General features: G+C 61.9%; 14 protein-coding genes. 7 read left to right on the forward strand and 7 right to left on the reverse strand.

The genetic code is table 11. From position 1 onward, the window contains the following. Positions 1 to 12 precede the first annotated feature (12 nt). The gene (locus tag RlegSU303_RS20225; protein ID WP_131718787.1) at positions 13 to 996 is read right to left on the reverse strand and encodes an arabinose ABC transporter substrate-binding protein; all 984 of its coding nucleotides are present in this window, start codon (positions 994 to 996) and stop codon (positions 13 to 15) included. Between the two features lie 212 nt (positions 997 to 1,208). Between RlegSU303_RS20225 and RlegSU303_RS20230 the strand changes: the two genes are divergently transcribed. From RlegSU303_RS20230 to RlegSU303_RS20245, 4 genes are all read left to right on the forward strand, one after another. Then, positions 1,209 to 1,964, forward strand: coding sequence for a FadR/GntR family transcriptional regulator (locus RlegSU303_RS20230; protein ID WP_003543153.1), 756 nt, complete (start codon positions 1,209 to 1,211; stop codon positions 1,962 to 1,964). A gap of 66 nt (positions 1,965 to 2,030) precedes the next feature. Then, entirely contained in the window at positions 2,031 to 3,179 is a 1,149-nt protein-coding gene (gene dgoD, locus RlegSU303_RS20235; protein WP_131718786.1) for a galactonate dehydratase, read from the forward strand. A gap of 153 nt (positions 3,180 to 3,332) precedes the next feature. Next, complete coding sequence (locus RlegSU303_RS20240) at positions 3,333 to 3,734, forward strand: DoxX family protein (protein WP_072640486.1); 402 nt, start codon at positions 3,333 to 3,335, stop codon at positions 3,732 to 3,734. 77 nt (positions 3,735 to 3,811) lie between these two features. Next, positions 3,812 to 4,591, forward strand: coding sequence for an SDR family oxidoreductase (locus tag RlegSU303_RS20245; protein WP_131718785.1), 780 nt, complete (start codon positions 3,812 to 3,814; stop codon positions 4,589 to 4,591). Between the two features lie 16 nt (positions 4,592 to 4,607). On the opposite strand, the gene RlegSU303_RS20250 is transcribed toward RlegSU303_RS20245, so the two are convergent. Then, a complete protein-coding gene (locus tag RlegSU303_RS20250; RefSeq protein WP_131718784.1) occupies positions 4,608 to 5,825 on the reverse strand; it encodes an adenylate/guanylate cyclase domain-containing protein in 1,218 nt (405 codons plus the stop codon). A 65-nt stretch (positions 5,826 to 5,890) separates the two neighbouring features. After that, the gene (locus RlegSU303_RS20255) at positions 5,891 to 6,916 is read right to left on the reverse strand and encodes a LacI family DNA-binding transcriptional regulator (protein ID WP_168276016.1); all 1,026 of its coding nucleotides are present in this window, start codon (positions 6,914 to 6,916) and stop codon (positions 5,891 to 5,893) included. 95 nt (positions 6,917 to 7,011) lie between these two features. On the opposite strand from RlegSU303_RS20255, the gene RlegSU303_RS20260 reads away from it, so the two are divergent. From RlegSU303_RS20260 to RlegSU303_RS20270, 3 genes are all read left to right on the forward strand, one after another. Then, positions 7,012 to 8,199: a phytanoyl-CoA dioxygenase family protein gene (locus tag RlegSU303_RS20260; RefSeq protein ID WP_131718782.1), complete on the forward strand. Its 1,188-nt coding sequence runs from the start codon at positions 7,012 to 7,014 to the stop codon at positions 8,197 to 8,199. Between the two features lie 91 nt (positions 8,200 to 8,290). After that, complete coding sequence (locus RlegSU303_RS20265; RefSeq protein WP_131718781.1) at positions 8,291 to 9,112, forward strand: SDR family oxidoreductase; 822 nt, start codon at positions 8,291 to 8,293, stop codon at positions 9,110 to 9,112. A 95-nt stretch (positions 9,113 to 9,207) separates the two neighbouring features. Next, on the forward strand, positions 9,208 to 10,119 hold the full coding sequence (locus RlegSU303_RS20270; protein ID WP_131710231.1) for an SMP-30/gluconolactonase/LRE family protein: 912 nt from the start codon (positions 9,208 to 9,210) through the stop codon (positions 10,117 to 10,119). A 1-nt stretch (position 10,120) separates the two neighbouring features. On the opposite strand, the gene RlegSU303_RS20275 is transcribed toward RlegSU303_RS20270, so the two are convergent. Genes RlegSU303_RS20275 through RlegSU303_RS20290 form a run of 4 tightly spaced genes read right to left on the reverse strand, consistent with a single transcriptional unit; the run spans position 10,121 to position 13,791 of the window. Further along, positions 10,121 to 10,870, reverse strand: coding sequence for a ThuA domain-containing protein (locus RlegSU303_RS20275; RefSeq protein WP_131718780.1), 750 nt, complete (start codon positions 10,868 to 10,870; stop codon positions 10,121 to 10,123). Between the two features lie 18 nt (positions 10,871 to 10,888). Further along, positions 10,889 to 11,971 carry an ABC transporter ATP-binding protein gene (locus RlegSU303_RS20280; RefSeq protein WP_131629364.1) on the reverse strand — a complete coding sequence of 361 codons (1,083 nt, stop codon included), beginning with the start codon at positions 11,969 to 11,971 and terminating at the stop codon, positions 10,889 to 10,891. 19 nt (positions 11,972 to 11,990) lie between these two features. Further along, entirely contained in the window at positions 11,991 to 12,902 is a 912-nt protein-coding gene (locus RlegSU303_RS20285) for a carbohydrate ABC transporter permease (RefSeq protein ID WP_131644645.1), read from the reverse strand. 1 nt (position 12,903) lies between these two features. Then, a complete protein-coding gene (locus tag RlegSU303_RS20290) occupies positions 12,904 to 13,791 on the reverse strand; it encodes a carbohydrate ABC transporter permease (protein ID WP_003543165.1) in 888 nt (295 codons plus the stop codon). Positions 13,792 to 13,852 lie beyond the last annotated feature (61 nt).

Raw genomic sequence — 13,852 nt, forward strand, 5'->3', positions numbered from 1 at the left:
TTGGAAGGACGATCACTCGATGCCAAGATCCTTGCGGACCTTTTCATAATCGTCGCGCAGTGCCAGGGAACCCGAGGTCAGCGTCAGCTTTGCCGGCTCCTTGTCGTTGGCGATCCAGTCGTACATGTTGAGCGCCGTCTCGTAGCCGTGACGCTTCGGCGAGATGATGACGGTGCCGAAGAAGCCCGTCGCCGCCGGCTTCTTGAACTCGTTGATCGCCGATTCCGCGCCGCCAATGCCGACGCCGATGACGTTGGCGGCCGGAATGCCGACCGATTCGGAAGCACGGACGGCGCCGAGGACGGCTTCGTCGTTGAGGCCGAAGGCGACCCAGTATTTCACGTCGGCATGTTTGTTGAGAACGGTGGTCGCCGCGTTGAGCGCCGCTTCCGTATCCGTCTTCGCCTGTGGCGCATCATAGATGTTTTCGGCCGGGAAGCCGGCGGACTTCAGCACCGACATCGCGCCTTCGACGCGGTCGACGGCCGTCGGCAGCTGGTCATAGGAGACCCGCACGGCGCCGACATTCTTCATGTCCCACCCGCGCTTTTTGATTTCGTCGACGATCGCCTGGGCGACGGTCTCGCCGATCTTGGTGGCCGAAATGCCCATATGCGGCACGTCTTCCAGCGGCTTGCCGTCGGCGCTGACGAGGCGGTCGTCGACCGTCATCAGCTTCAGCTGGTTGGCTTCGGCCTTGGCGACGATGCCCGGGCCGAGCTTGACGTCAGGCGTGCAGATGATGAAGCCCTGCGCACCCTGGGCGCCGAGATTGTCGATCGCCGACTGGACCTTCTCGCCGTCTTCGGCGCCGATTTTGACGACGGTGAAGCCTTTTTCCTTGGCGGCCTGGTCGGCGAATTTCCATTCGTCCTGGAACCACGGCTCCTCGGGCTGCTTTACGATGAACCCTATCTTGACGTCCGCGGAAAATGCCGAGCCGGCTGCCAGAATGGCGAAAGTGCCAGCCAGAATGGCTGCTTTGAACAAGCGCATGTCTCTCTCCCTAACTCTCAAAAACCAAGCCGCTGCCTCCCAGGCAACGTCCACTGAATTATGATAAATCATCATACCAGTCAATTGCCAATGTATGATGATTGGAATAATAGGATTATTGACGGGGTGCCGGGAGGAAGCGTCGCAAAGCGGATCGAATTCGGATAATCAGGTTCGGTTGCCTAGCACGCGAGACAGAGCGGAGAGGTGAGTTGGAAACAATCGAGCGACAGAGCGGGGCCGAAAGCCGCCGCATCGAGCGCCGCCCGCGCGTACGCCGCAACGTCACGGCGGCGATCGCTCAGGATATCTGTGCGGACCGCTATCCCGCGGGCTCGCCGCTGCCCCGCGAGAACGATCTCTGCGAGCTCTACGGCGTCAGCCGCACCGTCATTCGCGAATCGCTGAAAGTGCTGGAATCCAAAGGCCTTGTCCGCGGCAAGCCGCGCATCGGAACCACCGTCTGCGACAAGGACGACTGGAATATCCTGGACGCCGACGTGCTTGAATGGATGGGTCCCTATATCAAGGATTTCGACCTGCTCGGCTGCATTCTCGAAGCCCGCCGCACCATCGAGCCGGCAGCCGCCGAATATGCCGCCGAGCGCGCCAGCGCCCAGGAGATCGCCGATCTCGACAATGCCTGGCGGCAGATGCGCGACAGCGCCCGCGACCCGGAAAGCTTCACCGATGCCGACGTCATGTTCCACACGGTGCTGCTCACCGCCAGCCACAATCAAGTCTTTCGCCGCCTGTCGAGCGCCATTCACGCTGCGCTGAAATATGCGCTGCATGCCTCCAATATCGGCGTCGAGAATCGCGAGGATGCAGTGCTCGTCCACGGTCAGCTGGTCGAGGCCCTGCGCATGCGCGACAAGGCTGGCGCCCGCGAATGCGCCAACCGCATGCTCGATCTTGCGGTGCGCGATCTTGCCGCCGCCGAAAAAGCGATCGGCAGAACGAAATGACCGATCACGGCAAATCTGCGGACGCGCCGACGATCGCAAACCCGGGAAGAGACTGAAAGAACAGCGATGAAGATCACCAAACTCACCACCTATATCGTCCCCCCGCGCTGGCTGTTTTTGAAGGTCGAAACTGATGAAGGCATCGTCGGCTGGGGCGAGCCGGTCGTCGAAGGCCGCGCACTCACCGTTCAGGCCGCCGTCCATGAGCTGGAAGACTACCTGATCGGCAAGGATCCCTTCCTGATCGAGGACCACTGGACCGTGATGTATCGCGGCGGCTTCTATCGCGGCGGCGCCACCCACATGAGCGCAATCTCGGGCATCGACCAGGCGCTGTGGGACATCAAGGGCAAGGCGCTCGGTCAGCCGATCCATTCCCTGCTCGGCGGCCAGCTTCGTGATCGTATCAAGGTCTACTCCTGGATCGGCGGCGACCGTCCCTCGGATGTCGCCAACAATGCCAAGGAGGTGGTTGCCCGCGGCTTCAAGGCGATCAAGCTCAATGGCTGCGAGGAAATGCAGATCGTCGACACCAATGAGAAGGTGGAAAAGGCGGTCGAGACCATCGCCATCATCCGCGAGGCGATCGGCCCGCATATCGGCATCGGCGTCGATTTCCACGGGCGCGTCCACAAACCGATGGCGAAGGTTCTCGCCAAGGAGCTCGATCCCTACAAGCTGATGTTCATCGAAGAGCCGGTGCTTTCCGAAAACAAGGAAGCGCTGCGCGATATCGTCAACCACACCTCGACGCCGATTGCGCTCGGTGAACGGCTCTTTTCGCGCTGGGACTTCAAGCAGGTCCTTTCGGACGGCTACGTCGACATCATCCAGCCGGATCTCTCCCATGCCGGCGGCATCACCGAATGCCGCAAGATCGCAGCGATGGCCGAAGCCTATGACGTGGCGCTGGCGCCGCATTGCCCGCTGGGTCCGATCGCGCTTGCCGCCTGCCTGCAGGTCGATGCCGTCAGCTACAATGCCTTCATCCAGGAACAGAGCCTCGGCATCCACTACAACAAGGGCAACGACATCCTCGACTACATCTCCAACAAGGAGGTGTTCCAGTATGCCGATGGTTTCGTCTCGATCCCGCAGGGTCCAGGGCTCGGCATCGAGGTCGACGAGGCCTATGTCATCGAACGCGCCAAGGAGGGCCATCGTTGGCGCAACCCGATCTGGCGACATGCCGACGGCAGCTTCGCCGAGTGGTAAGAGCGCATAACCCCGAAAATCGGAACCGATTTTCGGAAAGGATTGTGCGCAATTCAAAGTGATAGGGTCGCGCAAGCGGCCCTTTTTCATTCACCGTGTCGGATATCGGGGATCTCATCCGTCATACTGGAAACTCAAAGAGGAGATTTCAGGATGGCCAGAGCAATCGCAATCATCGTCGCCCGCATCATCTTCAGCTTCGTCTTCTTCATGGCCGCCGGCTTCAAGTTCGCCGATATCGGCGCAACAGCGGGCTATATCACCGCTGCCGGCTTTCCGATGGCGACATTCCTTACCTGGGTCGCCGCCTTCTTCGAGATCGCGCTGGCGCTCGCTTTCATATCAGGGGCCTTCTTCACCGAGGCCAGCCTGCTGGCAGCCATCTATGTGATCTTCCTCGCTTTCGCCTTCCACGGTCCGTCCCATTGGCAACAAAACCAGGCCGAATTCGGCTTCTTCATCGATCACTTTACCTTCCTCGCCGGTCTGCTCTTTGCCGCCGTCCACGGGCCGGAGAGATGGGCGTTGCAACACAGCCTGCTCAGGAGGCTCTAACGATCCGCTCTCCTTTCGGAACCAACAGCCCGTTCCGAACATTGGCTTAGCGGCAAAACGGCAAGGAGAGCCTGCCCATGGAGCTGAAGGGAAAGATCGCACTGGTAACAGGCGCCGGTTCCGGCATCGGCAAAGCGGCCGCGTTGCGGCTCGCTGCCGAAGGTGCAAAGGTCGCAGCATTGAGCCGCACCGCCGACGAGGTCGAAAAGACCTGCGCCGAAATTGAGGCCGGCGGCGGCGAGTCGATCGCGTTGACCGCAGATACCAGCGACGAAGCTCAAATGCGGAGCGCGGTCGCGCAACTGACCGACACCTTCGGCGGCCTCGACATCGTTGTCGCCAATGCTGGGATCAACGGTGTCTGGGCGCCGATCGACGACCTGAAACCGGAGGAATGGGACAAGACCATCGCCGTCAATCTGCGCGGCACCTATCTGACCCTGCATCTGACGGTTCCGTATCTGAAGCGCCATGGCGGTTCGATCATCGTCGTCTCTTCGATCAACGGCACCCGTACCTTCACGACGCCGGGCGCCACCGCCTACACCGCGACCAAGGCGGGGCAGGTGGCCATGGTCCAGCAGCTCGCCCTCGAACTCGGGCGCCATGGCATCCGCGTCAATGCCGTCTGCCCCGGCGAGATCGAGACCAATATCGGTGCCAATACCGATAGCCGCCATCGCGAGGAGACGGAGGTTCCGGTCATCTGGCCGGAGGGCGATATCCCGATCGCCGGGGGAAAGGCAGGCAAGAGCGAGGACGTCGCCGAAACAATCCTTTTCCTCGCCTCCGGCCGCGCCCGACACATCACCGGTACGCCGATCTGGATCGACGGCGGTCAGGGCCTGTTGCGATAGCCTTGCAGTCAGGAACTCAGCCGTTCAGCCGGGCGCTGTCGAGCGTATACAGTTCCTGCGCGCGCTGCACGCCGCGCAACGCATAGCGTCCGACGCAGGCGAGTGCGGTACGCTGCTGCTCCGGTATCGCCGCGGCGAAATCGGAGGAAATCAACAGGTTGAGATCGACGGAACGACACATCGAGGCGATCCGACTGACCTCGTTAACGGCAGGTCCGATGACGGTGAAGTCCAACCGGTCCTGGCTGCCGATATTGCCGTAGAAGACATCGCCGATATGCAGGCCGATATAGACGTCGGTCGTCGCCCGGCCGTCGGCCGCACGCGCGGCATTCAGCGTAGTGAGCTTTTCCCGCAGCAACGATTCGGCGCTCAGCGCCGCGCGACACGTCTCCGCCGGCACCTCGCCCTTAAAGATGGCGAGCACACCGTCGCCGATCAGCTTCAGCACGTTGCCGCCGGACTCGTGGATCGCCGTGATCACCGCCTCGCTATAGTCGTTGAGCAGCGGGATGATCTCCTCCGGCGGCACGCTGTCGGAGATCTTGGTGTAGTTCAGCAGATCGGAAAACCAGAGTGCCGCGGAAATCCGTTCCGATTTGCCGCGGCTGATCTTGCCTTCCATCACCTGGCGCGCGGCGTCCTCGCCGAGATAGACCTCGGCGATGGTGCGGGCGATACGCCCGAGCGCGATACATTTGATCGCCAGCCCCAGCACCGGCACCAGCTTGCGCAGGATGGCGAGGTCGTGATCTGAAAAGCCCTCAGGATGTTTCGTCGCGAAATGCGAGAAGAAGCAATCCATCTCGCCGATCGTGCCGGCCTCGGAAAAACGATGCATCATCGCCACGAAATCCGTGTGACCGGCTTCGGCGATCGTATCGAGCATGGAAAAATCGATGGGATCGCCGAAGCCGAGACGCCGGCGTATCTCCCGCTCGTTGCGAGACCAAAGATGAAAGAAGGCCGACCGCTGCCAGTTCGACGCCGCCTCCCCCGAGATCGTCGGACCATATTCGAACTCGGTCTGGATTTCCTCGATGCTGTCCCAGCGGAAGGCGCGGCCCTCATGCACCGGATGCAGCGTATCCATCAGCGCCAGACCGCGGTCGAGCGGTAGGCCGGCATCCCGGCAAGCCGAGCAGAAACCGGTCATCAATTCGGCTTCCGAAACGCCCTTCAGTCCCTGCTCCGTAATCCAGGCTGCAATCGTGCTGACGTCGCTGTAATCCATGTCGCTCACCTAAACTCGTGTCAAAGCTGTAGCCCGAATTCGGCATCGAAGGAAAGTCAATTGGCTCAATCGGCCGCGGGCATATTGTAGGGCGTGACGATTTCGACTGATGAAAGCGAGGGCGTAACCGCGCGCGGTAAGGCGGTCGCCCGGCTCATGATCGCCCGGAAGGCCGAACGCGCATCGGTTCTGAGATCATGATGCAGCACGAAGCCGATCCGACGCGCCGCAAGAAGGGCGCGATTATCCGCGTCGAGATCATGGGCGACGAAAACGCGGACGGGACGTTTGGCCATGTCGAAGACCGCAAGCACCGCCCGGTTGCCGCCGCCGATCGAATAGACGGCGTTGATGGCGGGATCGGCCGCAAGCGCTGCCGCGGCAAGCGTTCCCGTCGCAGCATCGGTGCCGTGCCCCTCGCTGATTTCGGTAATGCCGATGTCGGGATAACGGGCGCGGATGACGCGGCGAAAGCCGATTTCGCGCTCCTCCTCGCCACGGAACCGTCCGCTCGACAGCGTCACCAGCACCTTGCCGCCATCCCTCCCGAGAAATTCGCCGATCAGATAGGCGGCAGTCTCTCCGGCTGCCCGGTTGTCGGCGCCGGCATAGGCGATGCGTGCCGAATTCGGCAGGTCGGTCACCAGCGTCACGACGGGAATGCCGGCGGCATCCGCCCGCGCGACGGCGGCAGCCACCTCCGCGACGTCAGGCGCCTTGAGCACGATGCCGTGCGTGCCGCGCAGCCGGATGCGATCGAGAAGCTGCACCAGCTCAGCCGGCTTCATCACCTCGGCGAAATGGAACCGGCAGCGGAAGATGCCCGGCAGGAAGGTCGCCATCTCCGCCTCGAAGGCGGCCCGTACCGCATCGCTGAAACGCTGCGGCGTCTCCATGACGATATCAATCGCCAGCGTGCGGCCGCTGCCCATCGCGCCGGCCTGCTGCTTCTCCAGCTCTGCGATCGCCGCCTTCACCCGCATCTCGGTCTGCCGGCGCACACCCGGTCTGCCGTTCAGCACCCGGTCGACGGTCGCGGTGCTGAGCCCTGCCTGGAAGGCAATATCCTTGACGAGAAAGAGGTGTGCCATGCGACCGGCCTGATGGTTTTTTGATGGATTTCTGATCTATATCACCTGGCATCGCGGCGTATAGTGCCTCCATTGGAAAGAGGGAGGAGCCCGCCATGAAAACCGACAACCAGCAGAAACTGCGCGCCGACCGCGTCTGGCTGAGCGAAGACGCCTGCGATCTCGATGAGTTTCGCGCCCTTGCGGAAAAGACGACTGCACTTGCCGATTACCCCTCGGCATCTGCGCTCGAAAAAAACGTGCTGATCTATGACAGCCGCAAGGTGATGACGGAGGCTGCAACGCCTGAAGGCCGACGCGCCGTGTTGGCGGAAATCTGCGAGGCCTTCGGCGAGGGGCCCGGTGTCGTCGTGTTCAAGCGCGCTTACGAAGACACCGGCATCATCGACCGCGCCAGCACGATTTTCGATGCGATCATCGAGGAACAGCACCGCACCTCGACCGGCGGCGGCGACCACTTCGCCAAGCCTGGCGCCAACGACCGTATCTGGAACTCGCTGGAAAAACATTGCCTCGCCGATCCGGCAAATTTCGCCGAATATTACGCCAATGCCATCGTCGCGCTGGCCAGCGAAGCCTGGCTCGGCCCGAGCTACCAGATGACGGCGCAGGTCAACCGCGTCAATCCGGGCGGTTCGGCGCAGTCGGCGCATCGCGACTACCATCTCGGCTTTCAGTGCTCAAAGGTGATCGAGCAGTTCCCGGCACATGTGCATCGGCTCTCGCCGGTGCTGACATTGCAGGGCGCGGTTGCCCATTGCGATATGCCGCTCGAAAGCGGTCCGACGCTCTTCCTGCCGTACAGCCAGACCTATGTACCGGGCTATCTCGCACTGAAGCGGCAGGAGTTCCGGGATTATTTCGAGACCAACCATGTCCAGCTGCCACTCGAAAAGGGTGACGTCGTCTTTTTCAATCCCGCCCTCTTCCATGCCGCCGGCACCAACCGCTCGGCCGACATCAAACGTGTCGCCAACCTGCTGCAGATCTCTTCCGCCTTCGGCCGGGCAATGGAAACCGTCCATCGCGAGAGGATGAGCGCCAGGCTGTTTCCCGCCTTGAAGACCTTGCAGGGCAGGCTCTCGCCAGACGAAATCGCCAACGCCGTCGCCGCCTGCGCCGAGTGCTACTCCTTCCCGACCAATCTCGACCGCGACCCGCCGCTCGGCGGACTGGCGCCGAAGACACAGGCGCAGCTGATGCACGAGGCGTTGCGGGAAGGCTGGAGCGATGAAGCCTTTACGACAGCACTTACCGAGCAGGCGGGCAAGAAGTTGAGCTGACGGGCAACGGAGCAAGCTGCCTATCCACACCGACGAAGGCCTTTCGCACCCGCGGGAGGCCATTCGTACGTCATCACAAAGGAGGAACCTCATGAGCACAGACCACGGTCGCCTCGACGGCAAGATCGCCATCGTCACCGGCGGCACGCAAGGGCTGGGAGCAACCATCGCCCGTCTCTTCGCCGAACGCGGCGCGGAAGGCATCGTCATCTGCGGCCGCAACGAAGCCAAGGGCAAGGCGAGGGCGGCGGAGATTTCGGCTGCGACCGGCGCCAGGATCGTCTACGTCAAGGCCGACCTCGGCAAGGTCGAGGATGCACAGAATGTCGTGCGCGCCTGTGACGAGACCTTCGGCCGCGTCGACGCGCTGGTCAATGCCGCCGCCATCACCGATCGCGGCACCATCCTCGATACCAGCCCGGAACTCTTCGACGCAATGTTCGCCGTCAATGTTCGCGCGCCGTTTTTCCTGATGCAGGAGGCGGTGAAGGTCATGCGCCGCGAAAAGATCGAGGGTACGGTCGTCAATATCGGCTCGATGTCGGCCAAAGCCGGCCAGCCCTTCATCGCCGCCTATTGCGCCTCCAAGGGCGCGCTGGAAACGCTGACGAAGAACACCGCTTATGCGCTCCTGCGCAACCGCATCCGCGTCAATGGTCTGAACATCGGTTGGATGGCCTCTGAAGGCGAGGACCGCATTCAGCGCGAATATCACGGCGCACCGGCCGACTGGTTGGAGAAGGCGGCGGCAAGCCAGCCCTTCGGCCGTCTTGTCGATCCGCACGAGGTGGCGCGCGCCTGCGCCTACCTGTCGTCGTCCGAATCCGGCCTGATGACCGGCTCAGTCATCTGCTTCGACCAGTCGATCTGGGGTGCTTATGACGGCTCGCCGCATCCGGTCGCCGCCCTCTGACGAAACCGCAGCCCGGCATTTCCATCGCCGGGCTCTGGCACCTCCAGCTTTTTGCCGCTAGGAAAAGAACGGCAGCATTCAGGGAGGAAACTGGCATGGGCGACAATCCGATTTATGAGATCCGCGACGAACGCTTCGGTGCAATGGTCATCGGCAGCGCCGGCCTCGAGGAGCTTTATTCCGGCTGCCGCTGGACGGAAGGCCCGGTCTGGTTTTCCGACCTGAACTGCCTTCTCTGGAGCGATATCCCGAATGAACGCATGATGCGCTGGACACCGGATGGTACGGTCTCCGTTTTCCGCTCGCCCTCCAACTACGTCAACGGCAACACCCGCGACCGGCAGGGCCGGCTGGTCTCCTGCGAACATGGCGGCCGCCGCGTCACCCGCACCGAGACGGACGGCACCATCACCGTTCTCGCCGACAGCTACCAGGGCAAGCGGCTGAACTCGCCGAACGACGTCGTCGTGCACTCCGACGGCGGGGTCTGGTTCACCGACCCGACCTACGGCATCCTGTCGGATTACGAGGGCCACAAGGCCGAGCCCGAGCAGCCCACGCGCAACGTCTACCGGATCGACCCCGTAAGCGGAGCGATCGATGCCGTCGTCGAGGATTTCATCCAGCCGAACGGCCTTGCCTTCTCGCCCGATGAGACGAAGCTCTACATTGCCGATTCCGGCTCCGCAAAACATGAAGTGCCGCGCCATATCCGCGTTTTCGACGTCACCGACGGCAAGGCGCTTGCCAACAGTCGCTATTTCTGCAGCCTCGATGTCGGCCATCCCGACGGCTTCCGTTTCGATGTCGCCGGCAATCTCTGGACGAGTGCCTCCGATGGCGTGCATTGCTTTTCGCCCGACGGAACGCTGCTCGGCAAGATCAGGGTGCCGCAGACGGTGTCCAACCTCACCTTCGGCGGCCCCAAGAAAAACCGGCTTTTCATCACCGCGACGCGTTCGGTCTATTCGATTTATATCAAGACAACCGGCGCGCAATATCCATAGATTAGGCCTTCGCCTTATCGGGACGGCCGTGCAGCGGCTCGGCGCGGTGCCAGTTCTCCAGGATGCGGCCATCGGTGTGTTTCTGCCGCGCCCAGCGGATGCCGTTCGAGATCACCTTATGCACGGTCTTGTCGTGATAGATCGGATAGGTCTCGTGGCCGGGGCTGAAAAAGAAGATGCGCCCGCGGCCGCGCTGGAAGGTGCAGCCGCTGCGGAATACTTCCCCACCGGAATACCAGGAAATGAAAACAAGCTCGTCCGGCTGCGGGATGTCGAAGGGCTCGCCATACATTTCCGAGGCATTGACCTCAAAATAAGGCGGCAGCCCCTCGGCGATGGGATGCGAAGTATTGACCACCCAGACCCGCTCCAGGTCGCCTTCCGGCGTCTCACGCCAGGAAAGGTTGGCATTGGTGCCCATCAGCCGGCGGAAGAGCTTGGAATGATGGCCGGAATGCAGAACCAGCAAGCCCATGCCCTTCAGCACGCGCTGCTGCACGCGGTCGATCAGCCCGTCGCTGACCTCCTCATGCGCCATATGCCCCCACCAGAGCAGCACGTCGGTATCATCGAGCACGCTGTCCGGCAGGCCTTCATCAGGATCATCGAGCGTGCCGCGACGAATTTCGAAATCGGGATGGGCAATGCCTGATGCGATCGCTCCATCGATACGATCAGGATAGATATCCTGAACTTCCTTGTGGACCTGCTCGTGGCGTCCTTCGTTCCAGATCGTGACCTTGATTGTCATGTCATTCCTCGATGTGTTTCAAGCGGTTGCCGAACGGATTACCCGGCCGGCGGAATCAAACAGATGGCAACCGGCGCGCTCGGCAGTGAGCGACACGCGATCGCCGGGGCGAATGGTCATGTCGCCTTCCGTGCGTACGACGATCGGCTGCTGCTGCGAACCGACTGTCAGATAGGTCTCCACGCCCAAACGCTCGACGATGACGACCTCGGCCGAAAAATCACCCTGCCCTTGGGGTGCGAGCTTCAGATGCTCCGGCCGAATGCCGAGTTTCGCCTCGCCCTGCTGCACGGCGCCATTGGCGTCTGAAAGGTCGATGGAAAGGCCGAGCGGGCTTTCCAGATGCACCTTGCCGGCATCCCGGCGCGTCGCCGTCATCGGCAGCACGTTCATCTTTGGCGAGCCGATGAAGGTTGCGACAAACTCGTTATCGGGCTGATGGTAGAGATCCATCGGCGCGCCCTGTTGAGCGACGACGCCCTTGTTCAGCACGACGATGCGGTCGGCCATCGTCATCGCTTCGACCTGGTCGTGCGTGACATACACGACTGTCGCCTTCAACTCGCGGTGCAGGCGCTGCAGCTCGGCGCGCATCTGCACGCGCAGCGCCGAATCGAGGTTCGACAGCGGCTCGTCGAACAGGATCAGCGCCGGTTTCTTGATGATGGCGCGGCCGATCGCCACGCGCTGGCGCTGGCCGCCGGAAAGGGCGGCCGGGCGGCGGTCGAGGTAATCGGTGAGCTGCAGGATTTCGGCGACAGCTTCCACCTGCCGGCGGATATCCGCCTCCGGCACTTTCTTCAGGCTGAGCGAAAAGCCGATGTTTTCGGCAACGCTCATATGCGGATAGAGTGCATAGGACTGGAACACCATGGCGATGCCGCGCTTGTCCGGCGGCACGTCGTTGATGCGCTTGCCGTTAAGGATGAGGTCGCCCTCATCGATGCCTTCAAGGCCGGCGATCATCCGCAGCAGCGTGGACTTGCCGCAGCCGGACGGACCGACGAAAACCGCGAATTCTCCGTCTTCCACGATGATGTCGACGCCCTTGATGACCTCGAGCGCGCCGTAGAATTTGCGAACGTTTCTGAGATTGATCATCTGTTTCTCTTTCTTGATCTCAGCCCTTCACGCCGCCCGAAAACGTCTGGACGAGGAAGCGCCGCGCAAAACCGAAGGCGACGACGGCAGGCAGCAGATAGATGAATGCCAGCGCGGTCAGCAGGCCGTAATCGATCTCGTTGATGCGCAGGAAGGCGCGGAAAAGACCGAGCGGCAGCGTCTGCAGCTCCGGCGACGACAGGAAGATCAGCGGCAAGAGGAAATCGCCCCAGGCCGACATGAAGGCGAACAGCCCAGCAGCGGCAAGTCCGGGCAGAGCCAGCGGGATCAACACCCGGCGGATGCGCTGTATCAGTGTCGCCCCATCCATCAGCGCCGCCTCCTCATAGTCCCTCGGCAGCCCGTCGAAGAAGGTCTTCATGATCCAGAGCGCTAGCGGCAATTGCATCGTCGCAAGCACCAGGATCAGCCCGAGATAACCGTCGATGAAACCGGTCCAGCGCATGATGTCGCGCGCATAGCTGCCGAAGATCGGCCTGAGCATCGCCGCTTCCGCATTGTTCAGCGTCAGCAGGAATTTGTAGAGCGGCACGACCAGCGCCGTCGGCGGCAGCACCCGGATGAGCAGGATCGCGTAGAGGAAGGGTAGCTTCCACCATGCCCGGGTGCGCGACAGCGCATAACCACCGAGCCCCGAAAGCACCATGACGAGCAGGGTCGCGCTAGCGACCACGAAGAGCGAATTGAACAGCCACTTCGCCCCGTCCTCCTTAGTGAAGACCCTGATATAGTTGGCGAAGGTCCACTGCTCCGGCCAATGCAGGAAGAGCTGGGCATTGCCGTCGAGCGAGGCGAGCAGCACCCAGAAGAAGGGCACCGCGCAGAAGATCGAGATCAGCGACAGCGTCGCATAGGCGATGAGGTCGGAGCGACCCTTGTTTGCAGTTTCGCTCGGGGAAACGACGGCCATGTCAGACCTCCACCTTCATGGCCCGGACATAGGCGATACCCAATATCAGCGAGATGACGAGCGCGACGACGGCGACCGCAGCACCATAACCCAGCTGGAACGACGTAAAGGACTGGTTGTAGATATAGATGCTGACCACCTCGGTTGCTCCGCCCGGTCCGCCGCGCGTCAGCGCATAGACGAGGCCGAAAACGGCGATGGTGGAGACGGCCGAGATCAGCATATAGAGTAGGATCGTCGGCATCATCAGCGGCAGGGTGATGCGTCGGAACATCTGCGACGGTGTCGCGCCGTCCATGCGGGCCGCCTCGTAGATCTCCGCCGGAATGGTGCTGAGCCCGGCCGTTAACAGGATCATCGCCGTGGCGATGCCGCGCCAGGTGTTGACGACGATGATCATCGACAGCGGGAAGACCTGCAGCCAGTCGGCCGGCGTGATGCCGAAAAAACTGACGATGCGGCTGAGTGTGGCATTGTCGCCGCCCGCCAGCATCGATATCCACATGAAACCGGCGACGACTTCAGGGGCTGCATTCGGCAACAGGATGATCGACGAAAACACCCGCCGAAAGCGGATCGGCCGGCGCAACGCAATTGCCGAGATCAGGCCGAGCACGAACTGGCCGATCACCGCCGAACCGATGACGAAGACGAAGGTGACGAACAGCGAATTCCAGAACTTCGCGTCGTTGAAGAGCCGCGTGTAATTCCTGAAACCAACGAAACGGGGCCGAAGGGCCGCGGCCCCGGTCAGCGCCTCATTGGTGAAGCTCAGATAGATCGAATAGAGGGCCGGATAGATGACGAAGGCCAGAAGCAGCACCAGCGAGGGCAGCAGGATCAGCAGCCATTGCCGCTCGGCGCGCTTTTCATGAGAGTTTCGGGCCATGGAAGCTCACAAACCTTATCGATGGAACCGGCTTATCGAATGAAAGCGGGAAGACGCGGGC

It is taken from the genome of Rhizobium sp. SU303, assembly GCF_021052345.1.
GTDB classification, from domain to species: Bacteria; Pseudomonadota; Alphaproteobacteria; order Rhizobiales; family Rhizobiaceae; genus Rhizobium; species Rhizobium laguerreae.